The sequence below is a fragment of the Bradyrhizobium elkanii USDA 76 genome (assembly GCF_023278185.1).
In the GTDB taxonomy this organism is placed as follows: Bacteria; Pseudomonadota; Alphaproteobacteria; order Rhizobiales; family Xanthobacteraceae; genus Bradyrhizobium; species Bradyrhizobium elkanii.
The window spans coordinates 8,760,113-8,785,387 of the sequence record NZ_CP066356.1 but is presented as its reverse complement, the minus strand read 5'-3'; the positions used below and the strand labels follow the sequence as shown (position 1 = coordinate 8,785,387).

Here is a 25,275-nt window from a genome sequence, read left to right as displayed (position 1 = left end):
AAAATATCGCTGATTTGCCCGACGTGTCAAGTCGCCGTGTCGAATGCCGGCCGCCGTCGGCTCCTTTGCATGGGGTTGTTTTCGATATTTTGGAGTACGTCATCTCGTACGGGTCGCACCGCTGACGCGGCGCGGCCTCAGCTCATTCCGCGGCGGGCGAGATCATGTTTGGCGGACCGGGCGGCCGCTTGGTCTCGTCAGTCTGCTTCTCGTTCGGCGTCAGCTCGTGGTCGGCATGCGAGACCACGAACCGTTTGCCGAAGCGCCAGATCAGGCTGCCGATGTCGTCCATCACCATGAACATCGCCGGCACGAACACCAGCGACAGCGCGGTCGAGAAGATCAGGCCGCCGATCACCGCGAGCGCCATCGGCGAGCGGAATTCGCCGCCGGCGCCGAACGCGAGCGCTGACGGCGTCATGCCGGCGGCCATCGCGATCGTGGTCATTACGATCGGGCGGGCGCGCTTCATGCCGGCATCGATCATGGCTTCCTCGCGCGCCTTGCCGTCGCGGATCGCCTCGACCGCGAATTCCACCAGCATGATGGCGTTCTTGGTGACGATGCCCATCAGCATCAGGATGCCGATCCACACCGGCGTGGTGAGCTGCTTGCCGGTCAGCAGCAGCGCGCCGATCGCGCCGCCGATCGAGAGCGGCAGCGAGAACAGGATGGTGATCGGCTGCAGGAAGGTGCCGAACAGCAGCACCAGCACCGCATAGACCATCATCAGGCCGGCCGTGATCGCGGTGGCGAAGCCGTCGGACAGCTCGGCGAGGCTCTCGGCGTCGCCGGACGGGCTGACCTTCACGCCCTTCGGCAGGCTCTTCATGACCGGCAGGTCGTAGATCAGCTTGGTGGCGTCGCCGAGCGCGGCATTGCCGACGAGGTCGGCGGCGACAGTGGCCTGCCGCTCGCGGTCATAGCGGTTGATGCTGGTCGGGCCCTGGTCGAGCTGGATGTCGGCGACGACGGAGAGCGGCACGCCGCCGCGTTCGCCGCGCTGGCCGAGCGGCACCCGCAGCTGCTCCAGCATCTGCAGGTCGCTGCGCGCATTGTCCTCGAGCTGGACGCGGATCGGCACCTGGCGGTCGCCGGCGTCGAACTTCGCCAGCGCCGGACCGACGTCGCCGATGGTGGCGACGCGGATGGTCTGCGACAGGCTCTCGGTCGAGACGCCGAGCCGGGCCGCGAGCTCGGCGCGCGGGCGGATGCGCAGCTCGGGCCGGTCGAGCGCGGTCTCCGAGATCACGTTGGCGATGATCGGAATCCGCTTCATCTGCGTCGCCAGTTCGCTGGCGACGTTGTTGACGATGTTGCTGTCGGTGCCGGTGACGACCAGCGAGATCGCGCGCAAGCCGTTCTCGTCGAGGAACCAGAACCTGATATCCGGGACGTTATCGAGCTCCTTGCCGATCGACAGTTCGAGCTCGCGCTGGGTGATCTTGCGGTCGGCCTTCGGCGTGTAGTTGATGATCAGCGAGGCGCGGCGCACCTCCTGGAGGCCCGGCGGCACCCGGCCGCCGTCGACGAACACGCTTCGTACCTCGGGCCGCTTGCGCAGCCGCGCCACGATCTCCTCGGTGACCTTCTCGGTGTAAGCGAGCTGCGAGCCGGGCGGCAGCTCCATCGCGAGCAGCGAGCGCGCCGTGTCCTGCGCCGGCAGGAAGCCCTGCGGCAGCAGCGTGATGCTCCAGATCGACGCGGCGAAGATCGCAAAGCCGATCAGCACGGTGACGAAGTAATGCTTCACCGACCAGGTGACGAGGCTGTGATAGCCGCGCAGGATCGGGCCGGGCGGCGGATCGTCGTGGTCATGATGCTTGAGGAAATAGGCGGCCAGCATCGGCGTCACGAAGCGTGCGGCGAGCAGCGAGAAGAACACCTGCACCGACACGGTGATGCCGAACTGCTTGAAGAACTGCCCGGCAATGCCGGACATGAAGCTCGCCGGCGCGAAGATCGCGATGATGGTGAGCGAGATCGCGATCACCGCAAGGCCGATCTCGTCGGCGGCTTCGAGGGCGGCACGATAGGGCGTCTTGCCCATCCGCATGTGGCGGACGATGTTCTCGATCTCGACGATGGCATCGTCGACCAGGATGCCGGTCGAGAGCGTGATGGCGAGGAAGGAGACGAGGTTGAGCGAGAAGCCGAGCAGGTCCATCGCCCAGAATGCCGGGAAGATCGACAGCGGCAGCGAGACCGCCGCGATGATCGTGGCGCGGATGTCGCGCAGGAACAGCAGCACGATGATCACGGCGAGGATCGCGCCCTCGAACAAGGTCGAGATCGCGGCCTCGTAATTGCCCTTGGTGAACTCGACCGAGGTGTCGATCAGCTTGAGGTCGACGTCGGGATAGGCCACCTTCAGCGCGTCGATCCGCTTCTGCACCGCGGCCGCGACGACGACGTCGCTGGCGCCCTTGGAGCGCTTGATGCCGAGCGCGACCACCGGCTCGCCGTTGAAGCGGGCGAAGGTGCGGCGGTCGGCGATGGTGTCGGTGACGGTGCCGAGATCGTCGAGACGGATCTCGCCGCCGCCGAACAGCGGGATCATGGTGCTGGCGAGCTCGTTCAGCGTCTTGGCGCCGGCCAGCGTCCGGATCGCCTGGTCGTTCTTGCCGATCTCGGCGCGGCCGCCGGCGACGTCGACATTGGTGCCGCGCAGGATCTGGCTGACATTGACCGCGGTGAGCCCCACCGCCTGCAGCTTGTCGGGATCGAGCGAGACCAGGATCTCGCGCTCGACACCGCCGATGCGCTCGACCTGGGCGACGCCGCGCACGCCCTGCAGCGCGCGCTTGACCACGTCGTCGACGAAATAGGACAGCTGCTCCGGCGTCTTGCCGGGCGAGATCGCGGCATAGGTCACGATCGGCAGGCCGATCACGTCGACGCGCTGGATCAACGGCTCGGTGACGTTCTGCGGCAGGTTGGCGCGCACGCGCGTCACCGCGTCCTTGACGTCGTTGAGCGCGCGGTCGGTGTTGGTCTCCAGCGCGAACTGGATCGTGGTCACCGACAGGCCGTCGGTGATCGAGGAGGAGATGTGGCGCACGCCCTCGACGCCGGAGACGCCGTCTTCGATGGTCTTGGTGACCTGCGATTCAAGTTCCGACGGCGCGGCGCCGAATTGCGAGACCGCGACCGAGATCACCGGAATGTCGGCGCTCGGCAGCCGCGTCACCGCGAGCTTGGTGAAGGAGACCCAGCCCAGCACGAGCAGGATGATCGAGAAGACGATCGAGGGAAGCGGGTTCCGGATCGACCATGCGGAGATGTTCAAAGCCATTAGCGTGCCTGAATTACCGTGATCGCGTGCGATCGAGTTCGTCGGCGAACATGGTCTTGATCTGGTCGCCGTCATGCAGCGAGGTGCCAGCGTCGGCCACGACGATTTCGCCGACGTCGAGGCCTTCAAGGATTTCGGTCGAGGTATCGGAGGTCAGCCCGACGCGCACCCTGCGGGTCTCGACGGTGTTGCCCTTCACGACCTGCAGGGTCAGGCGGTCGATCGCGGTGCGCGGCACCGCGACCCCGCAGGAGCGCTTGGCGTCGATATTGGCGCGCGCGAACATGCCGACCTTCAGCGTCGGATTGTTGTTGATGGTGATGCGGACGTGGCCGAGCTGGGTGGTGCGGTCGATCTGCGGCGAGATCTGGCGGACCTTGCCGACCATGTCGGGCGCATCGTCGCGGCTGATCCGCACATTGGCGCCGGGATTGAGCTTCAGGAGCTGGAAGCCCGGCACTTCGGCGTCGAGCTCGATTTCGTTGTTGATGGAGATCTTGAACATCGGCGGCGCCTGCGGCGAGGCCGGCGCGCCGGGCGCGGTGCGCACTTCGGTGACGAGGCCGGCCGCCGGCGCCCGCAGCACGAGCGGCTTGGCATTGGCCTGTGCGGCCTGCTGCGGCGGCGGGGTCAGCCTTGCTAGTTCCTGGTTCTCGGTGACCGTGTCACCCTCGCGGACCAGCACGTCGGTGACCTTGGAGCCGTCCTGGTCGACATTCACCTGCGCCTCGCGGCGCGGTACGATGAAGCCGGTGACGCGGACCATGTCGGAGAAGCACGCATTGGTCGACTTCGTCACCACGACCAGCGCCTGGCCCGGCGTCTCCTTCTCCTCCGGATGGGAGCGGTGCTCGAACGTGTAATAGGCGATCGCGAGGGCGAGGAAAAACACCGTGCCGAGCGCAGGCTTGAGGTATTGGGAAAAATTCATCGCCTGATCAATCCAGAGCTTGGCGCATCACGGGTGTTGGTCGAAGTCTCATCACGCTCGCTATCGTACTGCTTGGGCATTCGGAAGGCCGGTGCCATTGTTCCGGATCATGCCCTGACGTCATGTGAGGCGGGTCACCTGTGGGCCGCTTTGGGTCTCGGCCCAACGGCATTGGCCCAAAAGCAATGCGCCCCGCCGGGGTGCGGGGCGCATTGTATCCTCAAAAACACAGTCCGCCACGCCCATCACTTGGCGGCGGTGGCCTTGTTTTCCACGTTCACGACCTGCACGCGCCGGTTCACCTCCGCCATCGGGTGGCTCGGGTCCTTCAGCTTGCTCTTGCCATAGCCGACGGTGACGAGATCGGTGCCGTTGATGCCGTATTTGTCGACGAGATAGCGCTTGATGGCATCGGCACGGCGCTCCGAGAGACCCTGGTTGTAGTCCTCGCCGCCCGCGGCGTCGGTGTGGCCGGCGACCACGAAGGTCGAGCCCTTCAGGTCCTGATTGGTCAAGGCGCGGCCGAGCGCCTGCACCGACGGCAGCGACTTGGCGCTGATGTCGGCGGAGTTGTAGTCGAAGTTGATCTCGAGATCGATCTTGGGCTTGTCCTGGACGATGGTCGCGATTTCCTCGCGTTCCGCCGAGGACAGCGAGCGGGTGGCGCGGCCGCGGACGCTCTGCACGAATTTGGCCTGGTCGGCATTCAGCTCGGGCGAGGTGGCCTGCGGGCCGGCCGAAAGGCCGCGGGTCAGCGGCTGCTTCTCGGGCGTCAGTGCCTTGATGATCTGATCATCGGTGACGTCGCCGGCGCAGGCGACGGCCATACCGAACGACAGCGCGGCGCCAACGGTCATGAATGAAACGATCGCGGCCTTTGCCGACGGCTTGAACATTTCGGTCCCTCCTGCGCAAGCTGGCGCGGTTCCAGGCAACTATTCACATCGATCGCCGGCGTTGCTGCCCGGCACGCACCCTCCGATTAGTCGCGCAATTCCATCCGCGGTTCGAGCCGCGGGCAGGTCTTCGTCGATCTGTCACTGCACGCCGTAGTCGGCGAATTCCTTGACGATGTTCGGGTCCATCGCCTTGGCGTTGGCGATGTCGAGATCGCCCTCCGCGACCGCGCCGTTGCGCTGCTTGGCGAGCCCGCGTCCGTACAGCGACGAGGTCAGCCGCGGGTTGATCTTCAGCGCGGCGTCGAAATCGGCGATCGCGTTCTTGTTCTGCCCGCCCTTCAGGTTCATCAGCCCGCGGCTGTCGAGTGCATCGACGAAGTTCGGACGCAGCCGCAGCGCCTCGTTGCAGTCCTTCAGCGCCGCCTGCAGGTCGCCGATCACGGTGCGGACCCAGCAGCGGTTGTTATAGGCCTCGACGTCCTTCGGGTTCAGCCGTAGCGAATTGGTGAAGTCCTTCACCGCAAGGTCGTAGGCCCCCTTGCTGGCATAGACCTGGCCACGGCGATACAGCGCCGCTGCGTCGTCGGGATTCTTGTCCAGCTTTTCGCTCAGGCTCTTGATCGTCGGATCATCGGCGAGCACTGGCGAATTGCTCGGCGCCGGCGTGGGCTGGATCACCACCGGCGGGGGAGCGGCGGGCGGCGGCAAGGCGATCTCGGGCGCCTTTGGCTGGGGTGGCGGTGCGGTCGGCGCTGCCGCAACCGGAGGCGTCGGCGGCGCTGGTGGTGGTGTCGGCGCTGTTGCCGTTGGTGGCGTCGGGGTTGCCGCGGGCGGTGTCGGCGTTGCTGCGGGCGGAGCCGGCGGAGGGGCGACCGGCGGTGCCGCTGCCACCTCGGGTGACGGCGACGCGGCGGGTGCCGGCGCAGCGTTCGACGGCCCGGCCGTGCCGGACGGAATGAACGAGAAATCCTCGGCCAGTGATGACGAGATCCACGGCACCTGTTCTTGCCGCGAGGCCCGGGTGACGCCGACGCGGGTGCGGTTCAGCGTTTCCTCGGCCATCAGGTCGGGGGTGCGGATCTCCTTCAGGAGTTCCCGCACGAACAGGCTGTGATCGCTGCCATTGTCGGAGACAACGGACGACAGCGCGGCCGAATACATCACCAATGTGCCGTTCGGCGCGATCACCGGGGCGAGCCCTGCCGAAAAGCTGCGGAAGCGCCGCTCGAACGGGTTGCGCCGCGAGGCGTCGATCAAGGCGATCTTCACCCCGGCGCCACGGCTGTTGATTTCGCCGAGCACGGTCTCGAGGCTGAAGCCGTCGCGGCGCACGTCGGCCTCGGCCCAGATCTGCGCATCGATCGGGATCATGTAGCTCTGCCGGTTCGACTGGATGCCGTAACCGGAGAAGAAGATCAGGGCGACCGAGCCCGGCTTGATCTTGCCGTAGAGGCGGTCGAAGGCGCGGCGCATGCCGTCGCCGGTCAGGTTCTCCCCGACCTCGACGGTGAAGCCATCGCGCTTGAGCTCTTCGGCGACATCACGTGCGTCGTTGGCCGGCTCCTTCAGCGGTGCATCGGCATCGGGATATTTGGCGTTGCCGATAACCAGCGCGAAACGGTCGCCGGCGGCGAAGGACAAAGTGGGCGCCGCGATTGAAAAAATCAGCGTGGCGAGCAAGGCAAGGCGGATTTTCATAATCGCAGCAAATCCAGATCGCGGCATTCCAATGAAACGGCGCCGCTTCCAGCCTGCGCCTCGGGAACCTTACTCTAGCGAAAATCCATTATCAAACCACGGCCAAACCCCCGTCAACGGCTCGCGGCAGCATCGTTTGTCGCGGTGATCCTGGTGAGACCGCAGTGCAACAGCACACGGTCATGGCGGCCATCGCCGTCACGGCATGGTGCTGGCTCCTGTGAGCCGATAATGTGCTTGCACTCACAACGGCTGTCGCCACCCTGTCATGCGCTCATCACGCGCCGCGCGGTTTGACCTTTGCGCGAGGCGATGGCTTTGTGTTCAGGACGGCAGGCCATGCAAAGACAAGCCGTTCAAGACAGGCCTTGCAAACAAGAGCGAAACCGATGGGAAACGCCTACGAGATCTACGCCCTGCGCTATGCGACGATGTCGCCGCGCACGCCCCACCTCAACTTCCTGGTGCCCGATCCGCACGATACCACCGCGCAAGACCTGGATTATTTCGTCTGGCTGATCCGTGGCCATGGCCGTGACATCCTGGTCGACACCGGCTTCAACGCCGAGGAGGCCAAGGCGCGCGCCCGCAAGCTGACGCTCAACCCGGTCGATGCGCTGGCCGGTTTCGGCGTCAGTGCCGATAGCATCAAGGACGTCGTCGTCACCCATCTGCACTACGACCATGCCGGCAATCTGGATCGCTTCCCGAACGCCAAATTCCATCTGCAGGAACGTGAGATGAGCTACGCGACCGGCCGCTGCATGTGCAACGGCATGCTGCGGCATCCGTTCTCCATCGAACACGTCACGCAGATGGTGCGCCACGTCTATGGCGAGCGCGTCACCTTCCACTCCGGCGACGGCGAGATCGCGCCCGGCGTCACCGTGCATCGCGTCGGCGGCCATTCCGACGGCCTGCAGGTGGTGCGCATCGAGACCGCGCGCGGCCCGGTCGTGCTGGCGTCCGACGCCGCGCATTATTATGCGAACCTGCACAAGCGTAGCCCGTTCCCGATCGTCTACAATGTCGGCGACATGGCGCAAGGCTGGGAGACCGTCGAGCGACTGGCCGGTCATCCCGATCGCTTCATTCCCGGTCACGACCCGATCGTCAGCGAGATCTATCCGCGCGCCAGCGACAAGGTCGATGCGTTCGCGCTGCATCTGGCGCCGTCGCGATCGTTCGCGAAATAGCTTCGCCGATTCGGCGAGGCGCGTCTGCAACACGTCAAGAAACGTCAAAGAAGAAGCGACATGACTGACAATAAACCTCTCGGGTTCATCGGCCTCGGCGTGATGGGTGAGCCGATTTGCCGCAACCTGGTCAAGAAGAGCGGCAAGCGCGTTGTCGTGTTCGACCTCTCGGCCGAACCGCTGCAGCGGTTGCGCGCCGACGGTGCCGAGGTTGCGGCGTCGGTCGCCGACGTCATCAAGCAGAGCGACGTGCTGTTCCTCTGCTTGCCGAGCGCCAGGCACGTGCGCGCGGTGTTCGAAGGCGACGGCATCTTGAAGAACACGAGAAGCGGCCAGATCGTGGTCGATCTCGGCACGTCTTCAGTCAGCCAGACCCGCGATTTCGCGGCGCAGTTGCAGGCCAAGGGCGCGGCGTGGGTCGACGCGCCGATCGCGCGCACGCGGCAGGCGGCGCAGGACGGCACGCTCAGCGTGATGGTCGGCGCGGTGCCCGCGCTCTATGCCGCGATCGAGCCCTTGATCCGCTGCTTTGCCACCGACGTCACCAATTGCGGCGACGTCGGCGCCGGGCAGGTGACCAAGATTCTCAACAACATGGTGCTGTTCGAGACCGTGAATGCGCTGGCCGAGGCCGTCGCGGTGGCGAAGCACAATGGCGTCGATCCAAAACTGCTGCTGGAGACCTTGTCGAAGGGCTCGGCCGACAGCTTTGCGCTGCGCAACCACGGCATGAAGGCGATCGTGCCCGGCGTGTTTCCCGAGCGCGCATTCTCGACCGAATATGCGCTGAAGGATCTGTCCTACGCGCTGGAACTCGCCGCCGATGCCGGCATCAAGATCCGCGGCGCGGAACTGATCGGCACGGTGCTGCAGGAAGCGATCGACAAGGGATCGAAGGACAATTACTTCCCTGTTATCGCCAAGCATATCGATCGGGCATAGCTCGCCCGTCGTCATTCCGGGGCTCGCGAAGCGCACGCCCCGGAATGACGGAGAGATCAAGCTGCGTAGGGCGAGGCGCGATGCCAACCCCGGCGTCGTCCTGACGAAAGCCAGGACCCATAACCACAAATGTCTTTTGTTGGGCTCGCTGCGACGACGAGTCCCGTTCACAACACCGGCCGCGGCGTATGGGTCCTGGCTTTCGCCAGGACGACAGCGGAGTGTGTGGCCGTGGCCTAATACGCGTCCTTGGCGTCGGCCTCTTCGCTGGTCTGCACCAGTTCGAGGCTGCTCTCGACCTTGCCGAGCAGGCGGCCGAGGTCGCGACGTTCCTGCGCGGAGAGGCAGGACAGGATCTCCTGTTCCTTGCGCAGCAGGCGCGGGATCAGCTCCTCGTAGAGCGCCTGGCCCGCTTTGGTCAGTCGCAGGCGGAATTCGCGGCGGTCGTCGGCGTTCTCGACGCGCTCGACGATCTCGCGCTCCATCAGCGCCGACACCGCGCGGCTGATGGTGGATTTATGGGTGCGTGTGCAGTGCGCGATGTATTGCGCGCTGCAGGGATCGCTGCGGAAGCCGAGCGTTGCGAGCACGCGCCACTCCGGAATGTCGAGGCCGTAGCGCGTTTGATACTCGCTCGACAGCGCCGAGGACACCTCGGCCGCCACCCGGTTCAGACGGAACGGCATGAAGTGGAAGAGATCGAGGCGCTTCTTCGTCGGTGCGGCGTTGTCGCGCTCATCCGCTTCCACGGCGCTGCGCGGCCGGACTGGAGGCTGGCTTGCTGAGGTCCTTGCCAAAAATCCCTCCAATTTGAGTTGACGGCGGCCGCGGCTAGGAGTTTAAGATAGTTGCAGATGAGACTAATTTAGCAAGGTCGCGCCCGGCTCGCAAGCTCGCCGTCGTAGGCCGGTCACATAAGACGCAGCCAAAGGCTGTCGGCACAAGGGAACACCCAGGGTCACGCAATGGCACACGCCAACACGGCACAGGCCAAAACCCAGTTCGGCTATCGCCGTCATCCCGACCAGGACCGCTCGGGCGCCAATGTCGCGGAGCATCCGGTCGTCGTGGTCGGCGCCGGGCCGGTCGGACTGTCGCTCGCGATCGACCTCGCGCAGCGCGGCCAGCGCGTGGTGCTGCTCGACGACGCCGACCGGATCGGCGAGGGCTCGCGCGCGATCTGCTTCTCGAAGCGCTCGCTGGAGTTCTGGGATCGCCTCGGCGTCGGTGACCGCATGGTCGAGAAGGGCGTGGTGTGGAGCGTCGGCAAGATCTTCCACGGCGCCTCGCAGCTTTACCAGTTCAATTTGCTTCCGGAGGAAGGCCACAAGCGGCCTGCCTTCATCAACCTGCAGCAGTTCTACGCCGAGGCGTATCTGGTCGACCGGGTCGGGCAACTGCCTGAAATCGACCTGCGCTGGCGCAACAAGGTGATCGCGCTGGAGAGCCGCAACGATGGCGTTGCGCTGACCATCGCAACTCCGGACGGCTCCTATCAGGTGCGCGCCTCCTTTGTCGTCGCCTGCGACGGCGCCCGCTCGTCGCTGCGGCAGATGGTCGGCGCGGAGTTTGCAGGCCAGGTGTTCGAGGACCAGTTCCTGATCGCCGACGTGAAGATGACGGCGGCGTTCCCGACCGAGCGCTGGTTCTGGTTCGATCCGCCGTTCCATGCCGGGCGCTCGGCGCTGCTGCACAAGCAGCCGGACGATATCTGGCGGATCGACCTGCAGCTCAACCCGGATGCCGATCCGGTGGCCGAGAAGCAGCCGGAGAACGTCCGGCCGCGGATCGAGCGCATGCTCGGCCACGACAAGTTCGAGTTCGAATGGATCTCGCTCTATAAGTTCCAGTGCCGCCGGATGGCCAAATTCATCCACGGCCGGGTGATCTTTGCCGGTGATTCCGCCCATCAGGTCTCGCCGTTCGGCGCGCGCGGCGCCAATTCCGGGCTCGAGGACGCCGAGAATCTGGCGTGGAAGCTCGACCGTGTGCTGCGCCGGCTGTCGCCGGAGGGCTTGCTGGAGAGCTATCACATCGAGCGCAGCGCGGCGGCGGATGAGAATATCCGCGAGTCGACCCGTTCGACCGACTTCATGGCGCCGGTGACGAAACAGGAAGCGCGGCTGCGCCAAGCCGTGCTGTCGCTCGCCAAGGACACCGAGTTCGGCAAGCGCATGGTCAATGGCGGGCGGCTCTCGGTGCCGTCGGTCTACGACACGCCGCTGTCGAGCGAAGATCGCGACGATTGGCGCGGCGGCCCGCGGCCGGGCGCCTCGATGCCGGATGCGCCGGTGACGGAGCAGGGCGGCGGTTCCACCTACCTGACCGACGTTTTCATCAAGCAGGGAACGCGTTTCACGCTGCTGGAGTTTGGCAATGGCGCGGTTGCCGATGTGCCGGACGGCGTCGGCAGCATCCGGGTCGGCGGCGAGGGTGGGCTGGTCGACGCGCAGGGCCTTGTCGGCAAGCGCTACGACGCCGAGCCCGGCACCGCCTATCTGCTGCGGCCGGACGGTTATGTCGCGGCACGCTTCCGCAACGCGGCGCGGCCCGCGCTCGATGCGGCGCTGGCGCGCGCAGCCGGCCTGAACTGAGGAGCAGTCATGGCGCTGTCGACCAGTTCGAACTTCGCAAAGCCCGATGACGCCTTTCGCGCCATCGTCGAGGCCCATCGCGGCCTCACCGAGGCGCAGAGCGCCGATCTCGATGCCGCGCTGGTTCTGGTGCTCGCCAACCATATCGGCGATCTCGACGTGCTGCGCGAGGCGATCGCGCTGGCGAAGCGGCGGATGCTGGACGCCAGCCAGCAGCAACAACAGCAACAGCAACAGCAACAGCAATAGCAATAGCACTGAGCAAACGGACAGGATTGAACTGATGGCCAAAGGTTTCGCATCGACCACGGATCTCGCGGAGAAGAAGGTCACCTTCTCCGAGATCGGCACCGATCTCTATGCCTTCACCGCCGAGGGCGATCCCAACACCGCCGTGATCGTCGGCGACGACGGCTGCCTGGTGTTCGACGCGCAGGCGACGCCGGCGATGGCCAACAAGGTGATCGAGCGGGTCAAGACCGTCACCGACAAGCCGATCAAGTATGTCGTGCTGTCGCATTATCATGCGGTGCGCGTGCTCGGCGCCTCCGCCTATCACGCGCAGGGCATCGTGGCCTCGCAGGAAACCTATCGCCTGATCGAGGAGCGCGGCCAGCAGGATTGGGATTCCGAATATGGCCGCTTCCCGCGCCTGTTCCAGGATGCGGCGAGCATCCCCGGCCTGACCTGGCCGACGCTGACCTTCGAAGGCGAGATGTCGATCTATCTCGGCAAGCGCGAGGTGCGGCTGATGCAGCTCGGCGCCGGCCATACCTCGGGCGACATCGTCGCTTGGGTGCCGGATGCCGAGGTGATGTTCTCCGGCGATCTGATCGAATATCACTCGGCCTGCTATTGCGGCGATGCGCATTTGCGCGAATGGCCGACGACCTTGAACGAGATCCGCGCCTTCAATCCGAAGGCGATCGCGCCGGGCCGCGGCGATGCGCTGAAGGGCCTCGCCACCGGGCGCGATGCGATCGCGATGACCCGCGATTTCGTCACCACGCTCTACGGCGCCGCCGAATCGTCCGTCGCCAAGGGCCGCAGCCTGAAGGAATCGATGGCGGCGACGCGCGAGGTGATGGATCCGAAGTTCTCGAGTTTTGCGATCTACGAACACTGCCTGCCGTTCAACGTTTCGCGCGCCTATGACGAGGCGTCCGGGATCGACGATCCCGTGATCTGGACCGACAAGCGCGACCAGGAAATGTGGGCCGCCCTGCAAGGAGGATAGCGATGAACATCAATACCTCGCCTGATCAGATCGTGCGCAGCTCGGGGCAAGTCACCCCGGGCTACATGTCCGGCTTCGGCAACAGCTTCGAGACCGAGGCCTTGCCCGGCGCGCTGCCGATGGGGCGCAATTCGCCGCAGCGCTGCGCCTACGGGCTTTATGCCGAGCAATTGTCCGGCTCGCCGTTCACGGCGCCGCGCGGCACCAATGAGCGCTCCTGGCTGTACCGCATCCGCCCGTCGGTGCGGCATTCCGGCCGCTTCGCCAAGGCAGATAGCGGGTTGTGGCGCACCGCGCCGTGCCACGAATACGACATGCCGATCGCACAGCTGCGCTGGGACCCCGCGCCGATCCCGAAGCAGGACATGACCTTCCTGCAGGGCGTGCAGACCATGACCACGGCGGGTGATGCCAACACCCAGGCCGGCATGGCGGCACACATCTATCTCATCACCAAATCGATGGTCGATCAGCATTTCTACAATGCCGATGGCGAGATGATGTTCGTGCTGCAGCAGGGCAATCTGCGCTTCGTCACCGAGTTCGGCCGCATCGACGCCGAGCCGGGCGAGATCGTCGTGATCCCGCGCGGCGTGAAATTCCGCGTCGAAATTCCCGGCGGCCCGGCGCGCGGCTATCTCTGCGAGAACTACGGCGGCGCGTTCACGTTGCCGGAGCGCGGCCCGATCGGCGCCAACTGCCTGGCCAATTCGCGCGACTTCCTGACGCCGGTGGCTGCTTACGAGGACCAGGACACGCCGACCGAGCTCTACGTCAAGTGGGGCGGCTCGCTGTTCAAGACCACGCTGCCGCATTCGCCGATCGACGTGGTTGCCTGGCACGGCAATTACGCGCCCTACAAATACGACTTGCGTACCTTCTCGCCGGTCGGCGCGATCGCCTTCGATCATCCCGATCCCTCGATCTTCACGGTGCTGACCTCGCCGTCGGAGACCGCGGGCACCGCGAACATCGACTTCGTGATCTTCCCGGAGCGCTGGATGGTGGCCGACAACACCTTCCGTCCGCCGTGGTACCACATGAACATCATGTCGGAGTTCATGGGCTTGATCTACGGTGTCTACGACGCCAAGCCGCAGGGCTTTGTGCCCGGCGGCATCAGCTTGCACAATTGCATGCTGCCGCACGGCCCCGACCGCGAAGCCTTCGAGCACGCCAGCAACAGCGAGCTGAAGCCGGTGAAGCTGACCGGCACGATGGCCTTCATGTTCGAGACCCGATTTCCGCAGCGCGTGACGCAGCACGCCGCGACCTCGTCGACGCTGCAGGACGATTACTCGGATTGCTGGAAGGGCCTCGAGAAGAAGTTCGACCCGAACAAGCCGTAATACAACTCCACCCTCCCCTGGAGGGGGAGGGTCGGTTCGCATGCAGCGAAGCGGAATGCGAAACGGGGTGGGGTGATCTCTCAATACGGGCGGTGTGTTCGCGGATAGACCGTCACCCCACCCCGCCGCTCATTTCATTCGCGTCGACCCTCCCCCTCCAGGGGAGGGTGAAGAAGATCAGCTGTTGCACCAGATTGCACATCGGAACCACCATGCCCCACCCCAACGACCCATCCCTCCGCTCCTTCATCGACGTCGCACCCACCTCCGACTTCCCGATCCAGAACCTGCCTTACGGTGTGTTCTCGTCGAAGGATGGCCTTGCCCCGCGCGTCGGCGTTGCGATCGGCGATTATGTGCTCGACCTCTGGGAGCTCGAGCAGGACTCGCGGCTCGATGTCGGGCCGCTCGGCGTGTTCTCGCAGCCATCGCTCAACGCCTTCATGGCGCTCGGGCCGAAAGTGTGGTCGGCGACGCGGGCACGGATCAGCGAGCTGTTGCGCTCCGATCATCCGGAGCTGCGCGACAACAGGGAATTGCGGGCGCGGGCGCTGGTCCCGATGGCCGACGTGAAGCTGCACATGCCGTTCGCCGTCTCCGGCTACACCGATTTCTATTCGTCGAAGGAGCACGCCACCAATGTCGGCGTCATGTTCCGCGGCAAGGACAATGCGCTGCAGCCGAACTGGCTGCATATGCCGATCGGCTACAATGGTCGCGCCTCGACTGTCGTCGTGTCGGGCACCAAGGTGCGGCGTCCGCGCGGCCAGCTGAAGCCGCCGACCGCGGAGGTGCCGAGCTTCGGGTCTTGCAAGCGGCTCGACTTCGAGCTCGAGATGGGCGTGGTGGTTGGCCAGGCCTCGCCGATGGGTGCGATGCTGACCGAGAAGCAGGCCGAGGAGATGATCTTCGGCTTCGTCATCCTCAACGACTGGAGCGCGCGCGACATCCAGCAGTGGGAATACGTGCCGCTCGGCCCGTTCCAGGCCAAGGCGTTCGCGACCTCGATCAGCCCTTGGGTGGTGACGCGCGAGGCGCTGGAGCCGTTCCGCATGCAAGGCCCGGCGCAGCAGCCCGAGCCGCTCGCGTACCTGAAGCAGACCCAGCCGAACAATTACGACATGCAGCTCGACGTCGCGCTGCGTGCCGGTGCGATGAACGAGGCGAAGACGATCTGCAGCACCAACTTCAAATACATGTACTGGTCGTCGGTGCAGCAGCTCGTGCACCATGCCTCCAGCGGCTGCGCGATGAATGTCGGCGATCTCTTAGGGAGCGGCACGATCTCCGGCCCCGAAAAGCATCAGCGCGGCAGTCTGCTCGAAATCAGCTGGAACGGCACCGAGCCGGTCGAGCTCGCCAGCGGCGTCACGCGCTCGTTCCTGGAGGACGGCGATTCGCTCGTCATGCGCGGCTGGTGCCAGGGCGACGGCTATCGCGTCGGGTTCGGCGAGGTCGAAGGCACCATCGTCGCGGCGGAGTAGCTCGCGTTGCTTCACCTCCCCTTGAAAAGGGGAGGTCGGTTTGCGCAGCAAACCGGGTGGGGATCTGCTCTCACCATGCGCGCCGGCGCCCCGCGGCTGACCCCCATCCCGCCTTCCCCCTTTCAGGGGGAAGGAGCCCGACGTCGTGCGAACCTCACCGCTCCTCCGGCCGGATATCTCTCAGCCGCGCCGTATTCGCCGCGACGTCCTCGAGGCTGTATTTCAGATGCACCCGCTTGTCCGACGGCGGCTGGTTCACGGTGCAGACGCCCGGCCGCCACGGCCTGGCGGGACGGATCGGCCGCGGCGCAAAACCGCCGCCGCAGTTCGGGCAGACATTGCCGAGCCTGGTCTCGGCGCAGTCCGCACAGAACGTGCATTCATAGGAGCAAATCCGCGCGTCGGTTGCGCTGGGTGGCAGGTCCTTGTCGCAATATTCGCAGTTCGGTCGCAGCTGCAGCGCCATGGTTCGTCTCTCTCGCCGTTGTCGGAATGATTGCAAGCCAAGCCACAAAAGCGAATGGCGGATTTCCCTCGATTTACGCCATCAGCTCTGCAACGCCTTCAGCGGCAGCTTCGTGCTCTCCTTCAGACGGTCGAGCACGATCGACGAGCGCACGTGGGCCACGCTCTGGTGCGGCATCAGCACGTTGTTGACGATGTCGGACAGGCTCTTGAGGTCGCGCAGCATCACCTTGAGCACATAGTCGGCATCCCCGGTCAGTGCGTAGGCCTCCTGGATATCGTCGACGCGGTTGACCAGCTCGCGAAACCGCTTGGCGTTGTCGGGCGAGTGGGTCGCAAGCGTGATGTGGATGAAGGCGATCAGGCCGAAGCCGAGCGCCTCGCCGGCGAGCTCGGCGTGGTAGCCAGCGATGAGCTTCTCCTCCTCCAGCCGCATCCGCCGCCGCGAGCATTGCGATGCCGACAGCCCGACGAAGTCGGCCAGCTGCTGGTTGGTCAGCCGGCCATCGTCCTGCAGCGCGGCGAGCATTTTCAGGTCGAAGGCATCGACGTCAGGCATGCGCGGAATGTCCATTTCATGCACGGATCGTGCGCGAGAATAGCAAAAAGGGACCCATTTTGCACGCACGTTGCGCAGCAGGTGACGGAAACTGATCTCCAGACAAATCAGGGAGTTACCGCCATGGGTCCGTTTCCGCACGATGCGCCGCCGGCCGAGATCAGCACTGAGAACCCGATGGGCACCGACGGCTTCGAATTCGTCGAATATGCCCATCCGAATCCTGGCGAGCTGCACGCCCTGTTCAAGCTGATGGGCTTTGTCGCGGTCGCCAGCCACCGCACCAAGGCCATCACGGTCTATCGTCAGGGCGACATCAACTATCTCGTCAATGAGGAGCCGGGTAGTCACGGCTTCGACTTCGTCGCCGCGCACGGCCCCTGCGCGCCGTCGATGGCGTTCCGCGTGGTCGACGCCAGGCACGCCTATGAGCGTGCGATCGCGCTCGGTGCGGAGCCGGCGGATGTCTCGCCCGCGGCGAAGACGCTCGATGTGCCCGCGATCAAGGGCATCGGCGGCAGCCTGCTCTATTTCGTCGACCGCTACGGCGCCAAGGGTTCGGCCTATGATGCCGAGTTCGAACGGCTCGGCGCGGCCAACCCGCGCCCCGCGGGCTCGGGCCTGTATTACATCGATCACCTCACCCACAACGTCCATCGCGGCCGGATGGATGTCTGGACCGGCTTCTATGCCAAGCTGTTCAACTTCCGCCAGATCCGCTTCTTCGACATCGAAGGCCGCGCGTCCGGCCTGTTCTCCCGCGCGCTGACCAGCCCGGACGGCAAGATCCGGATCCCGATCAACGAGGACGCCGGCGATTCCGGTCAGATCGAGGAATATCTCAACGTCTATCGCGGCGAGGGCATCCAGCACATCGCCTGCGGCGCGCGCGATATCCACGCGACGGTCGAGAGGTTGCGCGCCGATGGCCTGCCGTTCATGCCGTCGCCGCCCGACACTTATTTCGAGCGGATCGACGTCCGCCTGCCGCAGCATGGCGAGGACGTCGCGCGGCTCAAGACCAACGGCATCCTGATCGACGGCGAGGGCGTGGTCGAGGGCGGCCAGACCAAGGTGCTGCTGCAGATCTTCTCGGCGAACGCGATCGGGCCGATCTTCTTCGAATTCATCCAGCGCAAGGGCGACGACGGTTTTGGCGAAGGCAACTTCAAGGCGCTGTTCGAATCGATCGAGGAAGACCAGATCCGCCGCGGCGTGCTGAAGGTCGATCACGCGGCGTGAGCGCGTCGTAACGCTGCACTAGCGCAAAACCAACAGATGTCGTCCCGGCGAAAGCCGGGACCCATACCGCGGAATCTATCGAGTGTGTTGGTTCGTAGTCCCGCGGAACGATCGTGCGCTACAACGACGTTCCGGGGTTATGGGTCCCGGCTTTCGCCGGGACGACACCGAGATTTATTTCGTCGCTTTCCACTCGGCCGTCACGTCCCCGATGCTCGCCAGCTCCGGCTCGCGGATTGCCGATGGCGTACGCGAGAAGCGCGGCGCGGGGGCGGGCTGGGTGACGCCGTGGCGTTCGACGAACACCTGGCGCGCCGCCATGTGCGGATGCTTGGGCGCTTCCTCCATGGTCAGGATCGGCGCGAAGCAGATGTCGGTGCCTTCCATGATCGCGCACCAGTCCGCGCGTGATTTGCTCTTGAACACCCGGGTCAGCTTCTCCTTCAGCGCCGGCCAGGCCTTGCGGTCCATCTGCGCGTCGAAATCGGCGTCGGTCAGGTCGGCATGCTTGCGCAGCAGCGCGTAGAACTGCGGCTCGATCGAGCCGATCGAGATGAAGTTGCCGCAGGAGCATTCATAGACGCCGTAGAAATGCGCGCCGCCGTCCAGGAAATTCTGGTCGCGGCCGCCGCTCCAGCGGCCCTGCGCGGCCATGTCGTAGAACATCGACATCAGCGAGGCCGCGCCGTCGCACATCGCGGTATCGACCACCTGGCCCTTGCCGGACTTCTGCGCTTCCAGCAGCGCGGCGAGCACGCCGACCACGAGGTAGAGCGCGCCGCCGCCGAAATCGCCGACCAGGTTGAGCGGCGGTACCGGCTTCTCCTTGGTTCCGATCGCAGCCAGCGCGCCGGTGATCGAGATGTAGTTGATGTCGTGGCCGGCGGCATTCGCCAGCGGGCCTTCCTGGCCCCAGCCGGTCATGCGGCCATAGACAAGTTTTGGATTGCGCGCGAGCACCACGTCCGGGCCGAGGCCGAGGCGCTCCATCACGCCGGGACGAAAGCCCTCGATCAGCGCGTCGGCATGGCCGAGCAGGTCGAGCGCTTCGGCAACCGCCGCCTTGTTCTTGAGATCGAGCTCGATGACCTTGCGGCCGCGGGTTGCGACCGCCTTCAGATTCTTGCCCGCGCCGATCCGGTCGAGGGTGATGACCTCGGCGCCCATGTCGGCGAGCAGCATGCAGGCGAAAGGGCCGGGGCCGATGCCGGCGAATTCGACGATGCGGAAGCCGGCGAGCGGGCCCGAGGTGCGAGCGGCGGTCTGGGAGGCGGGTTTATCGAGCACGTTGTCATTCCGTTGGTTGCGGGGCGCGAGGCGGCTGAGATGTCACGGCTGGCTTGGTGCCGAACTTCATGCGTTCTCCCAGCCGTCCGTGGGACGGTATTTTTAATTAGCTGATTAGCTAAATTGTCTCGCCTAATGCGGAATGTGGCAAGCGTCTTTTGTCCTGTGCCGCCGGTAAAAACGCGAACGGCGCGCATCGCTGCGCGCCGTTCCGGACTTGTGTTTAGGCGCTATCAGCCAGCAGCGGTCACCGCGCGTTGCCCCATCACCTTGATCAGGTTCGCGCGATAGTCTGCCGACCCGTGGATGTCGGCGAGCAGGCCGCTCGCCGGGATCGTCACGCTGTCGAGCGCCGAGGCAGCCCAGTTCGCCTTCAGCGCCTGCTCGATCGGCGCAACCCGCATGACGCCGCTCTGCGACGCGCCGGTCGCGGCGACGCGGACGTCACCCGACTTGGTCTTGGCGACGAACACGCCGGTCAGCGCGAAGCGCGAGGCCGGGTTCGGAAACTTCGCATAGCCCGACTTGGCCGGAACGGGGAACGACACCGCGGTGATGATCTCGCCATCCTCGAGTGCCGTCGAGAACAGGCCCTTGAAGAAGTCCTCCGCCGCGATTGATCGCTTGTTGGTCTTGACCGTCGCGCCAAGCGCCAGCACCGCCGCCGGATAGTCCGCCGCCGGGTCGTTGTTGGCGAGTGAACCGCCGATCGTGCCGCGATAGCGCACGGCGGGATCGCCGATCTCCGACGCCAGATTGGCGAGCGCGGGGATCGCCTTCTTGACCGCATCGCTTTGCGCCACATCGTAATGCGGCGTAGCGGCCTTGATGGTGACGGTGTCGCCCGAAACCTCGATGCCGATCATCTCCTGCACCTTGGAGAGGTCGATCACGTCGGAAGGTGCGGCGAGGCGCTGCTTCATCACGGGAAGCAGGGTTTGACCGCCGGCGAGGAATTTTGATTCCGCGCCTTTGGCGAAGGTTGCGGCGGCGTCGGCGACCGAGGAAGCGCGGTGATAATTGGTCTCGTACATGGCTCTTCCTCCCTCAACCGTGAATGGCGTGCCAGACGCGATCGGGCGTCGCCGGCATTTCCAGCTTGTTGTTGCTGATGGCGTCCGTGATCGCGTTGATCACGGCAGCAGAGGCGCCGATCGCGCCGGCTTCGCCGCAGCCCTTGACGCCGAGCGGGTTGCCCGGACACAGCGTCGTGGTGTGGGAGAGCTGGAACGACGGCAGGTCGTCGGCGCGCGGCATGGTGTAATCCATGAAGGACGCGGTCACGAGCTGACCGGTGTCGTCATAGATCGCGCCTTCGAGCAGTGCCTGGCCGATGCCCTGCGCGAGGCCGCCATGGACCTGGCCCTCGACGATCATCGGGTTGATCAGCCGGCCGAAATCGTCCGCTGCCACGAAGTTGACGAAGGAGGTCTTGCCGGTGCCCGGATCGACCTCGAGCTCGCAGATATAGGCGCCGGCCGGGAAGGTGAAGTTGGTCGGGTCGTAGAACGCCGTCTCCTTCAGGCCGGGCTCCATGCCATCAGGCAGGTTGTGCGCGGTGTAGGCGGCGAGCGCGACCATCGGCAGCGCGATCGACTTGTCGGTGCCGGTGACCTTGAACTCGCCGTTCTCGATCACGATGTCGCTCTCGGATGCCTCGAGCGCATGCGCCGCGATCTTCTTGGCCTTGGCCTCGACCTTCTCCATCGCCTTCACGATCGCCGTACCGCCGACCGCGAGCGAGCGCGAGCCGTAGGTGCCCATGCCGAACTGCACCTTGTCGGTGTCGCCATGGACGATCGAGACCTGGCTGATCGGCACGCCGAGCCGCTCTGCGATGATCTGGCAGAACGTCGTTTCGTGGCCCTGGCCGTGGCTGTGCGAACCGGTGAGCACCTCGATGGTGCCGACCGGGTTGACGCGGATCTCAGCCGACTCCCACAGGCCGACGCCGGCGCCGAGACTGCCGACCGCCTTTGACGGCGCGATGCCGCAGGCCTCGATGTAGCAGGAGATGCCGATGCCGCGCAGCTTGCCGTCGGCCTTGGCCTTGGCCTTGCGGGCCGGGAAGCCGGCATAGTCGATCGCCTTCATCGCGGCATCGATCGAGGCGTGGAAGTCGCCGATGTCATACGCCATGATCACAGGCGTCTGATACGGGAACTGGGTGATGAAGTTCTTCTTGCGCAGCTCGGTCGGATCGACCTTCAACTGCCGCGCCGCCGTCTCCATCATGCGCTCGATCAGATAGCTCGCCTCGGGGCGGCCGGCGCCGCGGTAGGCGTCGACCGGCGTGGTGTTGGTGTAGACGCCGATCACCTCGGCATAGATCGCCGGAATCACGTACTGGCCCGACAACAGCGTCGCGTAGAGATAGGTCGGCACCGCCGAGGAGAACAGCGACATATAGGCGCCGAAATTGGCGTGGGTCTTCACCCGCAGGCCAAGGATCTTGTTGTCCTTGTCGAACGCCATCTCCGCCTTCGAGACATGGTCGCGGCCATGCGCGTCGGTGAGGAAGGCTTCGGAGCGGTCACCGGTCCACTTCACCGGGCGACCCACCTTCTTCGAGGCCCACAGCGCCACCATCTCTTCGGGATAGATGTAGATCTTGGAGCCGAAGCCGCCGCCGACGTCGGGCGCGATCACGCGCAGCTTGTGCTCGGGCGCGATGTTGTAGAACGCCGACAGCACGAGGCGGGCGACGTGCGGGTTCTGCGATGTCGTGTAGAGCGTGTAGTGCTCTTCGGCCTGGTCGTAATGCGCGACCGCTGCGCGCGGCTCCATCGCGTTCGGCACCAGGCGGTTATTGGTGAGGTCGAGCGTCACCACATTGGCGGCCTTGCTGAACGCATCCTTGACCGCGGCCTCGTCGCCGAGATGCCAGTCATACACGATGTTGCCGGGGGCTTCGGGATGAAGCTGCGGCGCGCCCGGCTTGATCGCGGCCTTGATGTCGGCCGCTGCGGGAAGCTCTTCGTAATCGACGACGACGGCTTCGGCGGCGTCCCTGGCCTGGTTCTTGGTCTCGGCGATCACGACCGCGACCGCCTGTCCGACAAAGCGCACGGTCTCCGGCGCCATCGCCGGCCACGCGCCCATTTTCATTGGTGAGCCGTCCTTCGAGGTGATGGCCCAGCCGCAAATCAAATTGCCGACCTTGTCGTCGACGATCTGCTGTCCCGTCAGCACCGCGATCACGCCGGGCATCTTCATGGCCTCGGCGGAATCGATGCCCTTGACCTTGGCATGGGCATGTGGGCTGCGGATGAAGTGGGCGTAGCTCATGCCGACCATTTTGACGTCGTCGACGTAACGTCCTTGTCCGGTGATGAACCGGCGATCTTCCTTGCGCACGACACGTGCGCCAATTCCTTCAACACCCATTGTCTAGTCCTCCCGACCGGAGATTCGATTTGCCCGCCGTTTCCATCGAGACCGGCGGTGGTGAGCTTGATCGTGTGCGGTGCGCGCTATTCGGCGGCCTGCGCAACCTTCATGCGCGCGGCAGCGTCGAGCACCGCCTTGATGATGTTGTGGTACCCGGTGCAGCGGCAGATGTTGCCTTCGAGCTCGTGGCGAACCGTTTCCTCGTCGAGCTTGCCGCCATGGCGGTGCACGATGTCGACCGCGGACATGATCATGCCGGGGGTGCAATAGCCGCACTGCAGGCCGTGATTGTCGCGGAACGCCGCCTGCATCGGGTGCAGCTCGTCGCCCTTGGCGAGGCCTTCGATCGTGGTGACGTTGCAGCCCGCGGCCTGGCCGGCCAGCATGGTGCAGGATTTGACCGCCCGTCCATCGACATGGACGACGCAGGCGCCGCATTGGCTGGTATCGCAGCCGACATGGGTGCCTGTGAGGTTAAGGTTTTCGCGCAAGAGGTGCACGAGGAGGGTTCGGTCCTCAACGTCGACCGAGACCGCCTTGCCGTTTACCGTCAGTTTGACTGTAGACACGCGTTTCTCCCAATAGCTTCGTTATGGGCCCAGTAGACCACGCTTCATGTGGGTCGTAACCGCGATCAAAGTCGTAGTCGCGGCCCTGTCATGAAGGCGCCGGGCAGTACCTCTAATCCTAGCAGGCAGCCGTTGAATGGGCAATTTGCAAGCTGCCGGCGGCGCACTCCGGCGCGACGAAAATGCCCGGCGGCGCAAGCGGTTTTCGGCAATCCGCTGCAGCCTGCGGTACGCAAAAATCGTCGCCGCGATCGCTACTACCTTCCGCCTATAACGACGCAAAGGCGTTGCTGTCATTTTCATCGCCGACGCAGCGGCAGAAGATCGCTGGTTCATGAAATTCGGTAGCGATCCGCGCGCGCGATGCATCCATCGCGGCAACAAAACCATATTGGAGGAAGCCAATGAAGCTGAGGAGCGGGATTTTCTTTGCCGGCGTGTCGCTGGTCGCCATGGTGCTGGCAGGCGTTGGCGCGTCGAAAGCGAATGATTCCGTCGTGAAGGCGGCGTCCGATCCCAACGGATGGGCGATCGCCGGCCACGACTACGGCAATACGCGCTTCAGCCCGTTGAAGCAGATCAACTCGGAGAACGCCGGCAAGCTGCAGCTGGTCTACTCGCTGTCGCTGGCTTCGCTCCGCTCCAACGAGTCGTCGCCGGTCGTGATCGGCAAGAACCTGTATGTGTCGACCTCTTGGGGCCCCAAATACGTCTATGCGATCGATGCCGCGACCGGCGCCCGCAAATGGACCTGGCAGCCCGATATTCCGGATGACGTGCTTCAATACGCCTGCTGCGACGTCAACAATCGCGGCGTGTCCTATGCCGACGGCAAGATCTTCGTCGGCCGGCTCGACGGCAAGCTGACCGCGCTCGACGCCGAGACCGGCAAGGAGCTCTGGACTTCGACGGTGGTCGACTACAAGCAGGGCTCGGTCATTACCTCGCCGCCGCTCGTCGTCCGCGACAAGGTCATTACCGGCTTCGGCGGCGGTGAATATGGCGTCCGGGGCGCGTTGCAGGCGTTTTCGCTCAAGGACGGCAAGCTGCTCTGGCAGACCTACACGGTGCCGGCACCGGGCGAGCCCGGCAGCGACACCTGGAAGGGCGACACCGGGCTGCATGGCGGCGGCGCCGCCTGGCTGGTCGGCTCCTACGATGCCAAGTCCGACACCGTCTACTGGGGTACCAGCAATCCGGGGCCGTGGAATACCGCGGTGCGCTCCACCGGCGACGGCAATTTCGGCAAGCTGACCAACCTCTACACGGCCTCGACGCTGGCGATCGATCCCAACACCGGCAAGATCAAGTGGCACATCCAGGGCACGCCGGCCGACGCCTGGGATTATGACGGTGTCAACGAGCTGCTGCTCGCCGACCTCAAGATCAAGGGCACCGAGACGCCCGTGCTGATGAAGGCGGACCGCAACGGCTTCTTCTTCGTGGCCAACCGCGAGACCGGCAAAATGATCTCCGCGGAGAAATACGTCTTCGCCAACTGGGCCAAGAAGTGGGACATCAACACGATGCGGGCGGAAGAGGATCCGGACAAGCGTCCGGGCCCGGGCCATCCCGCCAAGGACATCTGCCCGAACCTGATCGGCGGCAAGAACTGGCAGCCGATGTCGTTCAATCCGCAGACCGGCCTCGTCTACATCCCGAGCAACAATGTCTGCATGGACTGGTCGGTCTCCGACGTGAACTACAAGCGCGGCGTGTTCTATCTCGGCGCCGAGTTCCCGACCAAGCCGGGTCCCGGCGGCTTCCTCGGCGAGCTCGTGGCCTGGGATCCGATCGCCAACAAGAAGGTGTGGAGCATCAAGGAAGACCTGCCCTTCAATGGCGGCACGCTGACGACCGGCGGCAATCTGGTGTTCTCCGGCAATCTGCACGGCGACTTCCGCGCCATCGATGCCAAGAACGGCAAGGTGCTGTGGAGCAAGAACCTCGGCAGCGGCATCGGTGCAGGTCCCGTGACCTATTCGGTCGACGGCAAGCAGTATGTCGCGATCGTGGTCGGACGCACCGCGGCGCTGCCGGCCTTCCTCGGTGACATCGGCAAGAAGATGGTCGCCGCGGCGCCCGAAGGCGGCTCGCTGTTCGTGTTCGCCCTGCAGTAAACGATCGCCCAGGAGGCA

The 25,275-nt window shown here is 65.0% G+C and carries 20 protein-coding genes; 9 read left to right on the top strand and 11 right to left on the bottom strand.

Annotated features, from left to right (window positions below):
* Nucleotides 1–142: 142 nt before the first annotated feature.
* The 4 genes from JEY66_RS41545 to JEY66_RS41530 form a co-directional block, all read right to left on the bottom strand.
* Entirely contained in the window at nucleotides 143–3,295 is a 3,153-nt protein-coding gene (locus tag JEY66_RS41545) for an efflux RND transporter permease subunit (protein WP_018269434.1), read from the bottom strand.
* 13 nt (nucleotides 3,296–3,308) lie between these two features.
* Nucleotides 3,309–4,226: an efflux RND transporter periplasmic adaptor subunit gene (locus JEY66_RS41540; RefSeq protein ID WP_018269435.1), complete on the bottom strand. Its 918-nt coding sequence runs from the start codon at nucleotides 4,224–4,226 to the stop codon at nucleotides 3,309–3,311.
* Between the two features lie 245 nt (nucleotides 4,227–4,471).
* Entirely contained in the window at nucleotides 4,472–5,122 is a 651-nt protein-coding gene (locus tag JEY66_RS41535) for an OmpA family protein (RefSeq protein WP_016843239.1), read from the bottom strand.
* A gap of 141 nt (nucleotides 5,123–5,263) precedes the next feature.
* Nucleotides 5,264–6,823, bottom strand: a complete 1,560-nt coding sequence (locus tag JEY66_RS41530) for a caspase family protein (protein WP_018269436.1) — start codon at nucleotides 6,821–6,823, stop codon at nucleotides 5,264–5,266.
* Between the two features lie 389 nt (nucleotides 6,824–7,212).
* Between JEY66_RS41530 and JEY66_RS41525 the strand changes: the two genes are divergently transcribed.
* Nucleotides 7,213–8,019, top strand: a complete 807-nt coding sequence (locus JEY66_RS41525; protein WP_016843242.1) for an N-acyl homoserine lactonase family protein — start codon at nucleotides 7,213–7,215, stop codon at nucleotides 8,017–8,019.
* 24 nt (nucleotides 8,020–8,043) lie between these two features.
* Nucleotides 8,044–8,961 (top strand): NAD(P)-dependent oxidoreductase, encoded by a 918-nt coding sequence (locus JEY66_RS41520; RefSeq protein WP_259171312.1) that lies wholly within the window; start codon nucleotides 8,044–8,046, stop codon nucleotides 8,959–8,961.
* A gap of 236 nt (nucleotides 8,962–9,197) precedes the next feature.
* On the opposite strand, the gene JEY66_RS41515 is transcribed toward JEY66_RS41520, so the two are convergent.
* Nucleotides 9,198–9,758 carry a MarR family winged helix-turn-helix transcriptional regulator gene (locus tag JEY66_RS41515; RefSeq protein WP_026192109.1) on the bottom strand — a complete coding sequence of 187 codons (561 nt, stop codon included), beginning with the start codon at nucleotides 9,756–9,758 and terminating at the stop codon, nucleotides 9,198–9,200.
* A gap of 168 nt (nucleotides 9,759–9,926) precedes the next feature.
* Between JEY66_RS41515 and JEY66_RS41510 the strand changes: the two genes are divergently transcribed.
* The 5 genes from JEY66_RS41510 (at nucleotide 9,927) to fahA (ending at nucleotide 15,625) form a co-directional block, all read left to right on the top strand.
* Nucleotides 9,927–11,555 carry an FAD-dependent oxidoreductase gene (locus JEY66_RS41510; protein ID WP_016843245.1) on the top strand — a complete coding sequence of 543 codons (1,629 nt, stop codon included), beginning with the start codon at nucleotides 9,927–9,929 and terminating at the stop codon, nucleotides 11,553–11,555.
* A gap of 9 nt (nucleotides 11,556–11,564) precedes the next feature.
* Complete coding sequence (locus tag JEY66_RS41505; RefSeq protein WP_016843246.1) at nucleotides 11,565–11,804, top strand: DUF2783 domain-containing protein; 240 nt, start codon at nucleotides 11,565–11,567, stop codon at nucleotides 11,802–11,804.
* A 34-nt stretch (nucleotides 11,805–11,838) separates the two neighbouring features.
* A complete protein-coding gene (locus JEY66_RS41500) occupies nucleotides 11,839–12,792 on the top strand; it encodes an MBL fold metallo-hydrolase (protein WP_016843247.1) in 954 nt (317 codons plus the stop codon).
* A gap of 2 nt (nucleotides 12,793–12,794) precedes the next feature.
* A complete protein-coding gene (gene hmgA / locus JEY66_RS41495) occupies nucleotides 12,795–14,141 on the top strand; it encodes a homogentisate 1,2-dioxygenase (RefSeq protein WP_016843248.1) in 1,347 nt (448 codons plus the stop codon).
* A gap of 212 nt (nucleotides 14,142–14,353) precedes the next feature.
* Nucleotides 14,354–15,625 carry a fumarylacetoacetase gene (gene fahA / locus JEY66_RS41490; protein WP_026192110.1) on the top strand — a complete coding sequence of 424 codons (1,272 nt, stop codon included), beginning with the start codon at nucleotides 14,354–14,356 and terminating at the stop codon, nucleotides 15,623–15,625.
* Between the two features lie 154 nt (nucleotides 15,626–15,779).
* Here the strand turns inward: fahA and JEY66_RS41485 are convergent, their stop codons facing one another.
* Together JEY66_RS41485 and JEY66_RS41480 are read right to left on the bottom strand one after the other, a co-directional pair.
* Complete coding sequence (locus JEY66_RS41485; RefSeq protein ID WP_016843251.1) at nucleotides 15,780–16,091, bottom strand: DUF1272 domain-containing protein; 312 nt, start codon at nucleotides 16,089–16,091, stop codon at nucleotides 15,780–15,782.
* Between the two features lie 81 nt (nucleotides 16,092–16,172).
* Nucleotides 16,173–16,649 (bottom strand): Lrp/AsnC family transcriptional regulator, encoded by a 477-nt coding sequence (locus tag JEY66_RS41480; RefSeq protein WP_026192111.1) that lies wholly within the window; start codon nucleotides 16,647–16,649, stop codon nucleotides 16,173–16,175.
* Between the two features lie 123 nt (nucleotides 16,650–16,772).
* Between JEY66_RS41480 and hppD the strand changes: the two genes are divergently transcribed.
* Complete coding sequence (gene hppD, locus JEY66_RS41475; protein WP_016843253.1) at nucleotides 16,773–17,891, top strand: 4-hydroxyphenylpyruvate dioxygenase; 1,119 nt, start codon at nucleotides 16,773–16,775, stop codon at nucleotides 17,889–17,891.
* A 174-nt stretch (nucleotides 17,892–18,065) separates the two neighbouring features.
* Here the strand turns inward: hppD and JEY66_RS41470 are convergent, their stop codons facing one another.
* The 4 genes from JEY66_RS41470 to JEY66_RS41455 form a co-directional block, all read right to left on the bottom strand.
* The gene (locus tag JEY66_RS41470) at nucleotides 18,066–19,178 is read right to left on the bottom strand and encodes a CaiB/BaiF CoA transferase family protein (RefSeq protein ID WP_016843254.1); all 1,113 of its coding nucleotides are present in this window, start codon (nucleotides 19,176–19,178) and stop codon (nucleotides 18,066–18,068) included.
* A gap of 233 nt (nucleotides 19,179–19,411) precedes the next feature.
* Nucleotides 19,412–20,212 carry an FAD binding domain-containing protein gene (locus JEY66_RS41465; protein ID WP_016843255.1) on the bottom strand — a complete coding sequence of 267 codons (801 nt, stop codon included), beginning with the start codon at nucleotides 20,210–20,212 and terminating at the stop codon, nucleotides 19,412–19,414.
* A 13-nt stretch (nucleotides 20,213–20,225) separates the two neighbouring features.
* Entirely contained in the window at nucleotides 20,226–22,565 is a 2,340-nt protein-coding gene (locus tag JEY66_RS41460; protein ID WP_026192112.1) for a xanthine dehydrogenase family protein molybdopterin-binding subunit, read from the bottom strand.
* An 86-nt stretch (nucleotides 22,566–22,651) separates the two neighbouring features.
* Nucleotides 22,652–23,137, bottom strand: a complete 486-nt coding sequence (locus tag JEY66_RS41455; protein ID WP_026192113.1) for a (2Fe-2S)-binding protein — start codon at nucleotides 23,135–23,137, stop codon at nucleotides 22,652–22,654.
* Nucleotides 23,138–23,541: 404 nt separating this feature from the next.
* Between JEY66_RS41455 and JEY66_RS41450 the strand changes: the two genes are divergently transcribed.
* Entirely contained in the window at nucleotides 23,542–25,257 is a 1,716-nt protein-coding gene (locus JEY66_RS41450) for a PQQ-dependent methanol/ethanol family dehydrogenase (protein WP_026192114.1), read from the top strand.
* Nucleotides 25,258–25,275: the final 18 nt, after the last annotated feature.

Coding starts and splice junctions, on each gene's coding strand:
- JEY66_RS41485 (WP_016843251.1), bottom strand. CDS start 16,091: ATGGCGCTGCAGCTGCGACCGAACTGCGAATATTGCGACAAGGACCTG.
- JEY66_RS41465 (WP_016843255.1), bottom strand. CDS start 20,212: ATGTACGAGACCAATTATCACCGCGCTTCCTCGGTCGCCGACGCCGCC.
- JEY66_RS41525 (WP_016843242.1), top strand. CDS start 7,213: ATGGGAAACGCCTACGAGATCTACGCCCTGCGCTATGCGACGATGTCG.
- JEY66_RS41540 (WP_018269435.1), bottom strand. CDS start 4,226: ATGAATTTTTCCCAATACCTCAAGCCTGCGCTCGGCACGGTGTTTTTC.
- JEY66_RS41505 (WP_016843246.1), top strand. CDS start 11,565: ATGGCGCTGTCGACCAGTTCGAACTTCGCAAAGCCCGATGACGCCTTT.
- JEY66_RS41535 (WP_016843239.1), bottom strand. CDS start 5,122: ATGTTCAAGCCGTCGGCAAAGGCCGCGATCGTTTCATTCATGACCGTT.
- JEY66_RS41450 (WP_026192114.1), top strand. CDS start 23,542: ATGAAGCTGAGGAGCGGGATTTTCTTTGCCGGCGTGTCGCTGGTCGCC.
- JEY66_RS41530 (WP_018269436.1), bottom strand. CDS start 6,823: ATGAAAATCCGCCTTGCCTTGCTCGCCACGCTGATTTTTTCAATCGCG.
- fahA (WP_026192110.1), top strand. CDS start 14,354: ATGCCCCACCCCAACGACCCATCCCTCCGCTCCTTCATCGACGTCGCA.
- JEY66_RS41545 (WP_018269434.1), bottom strand. CDS start 3,295: ATGGCTTTGAACATCTCCGCATGGTCGATCCGGAACCCGCTTCCCTCG.
- JEY66_RS41500 (WP_016843247.1), top strand. CDS start 11,839: ATGGCCAAAGGTTTCGCATCGACCACGGATCTCGCGGAGAAGAAGGTC.
- JEY66_RS41480 (WP_026192111.1), bottom strand. CDS start 16,649: ATGCCTGACGTCGATGCCTTCGACCTGAAAATGCTCGCCGCGCTGCAG.
- JEY66_RS41510 (WP_016843245.1), top strand. CDS start 9,927: ATGGCACACGCCAACACGGCACAGGCCAAAACCCAGTTCGGCTATCGC.
- hppD (WP_016843253.1), top strand. CDS start 16,773: ATGGGTCCGTTTCCGCACGATGCGCCGCCGGCCGAGATCAGCACTGAG.
- hmgA (WP_016843248.1), top strand. CDS start 12,795: ATGAACATCAATACCTCGCCTGATCAGATCGTGCGCAGCTCGGGGCAA.
- JEY66_RS41460 (WP_026192112.1), bottom strand. CDS start 22,565: ATGGGTGTTGAAGGAATTGGCGCACGTGTCGTGCGCAAGGAAGATCGC.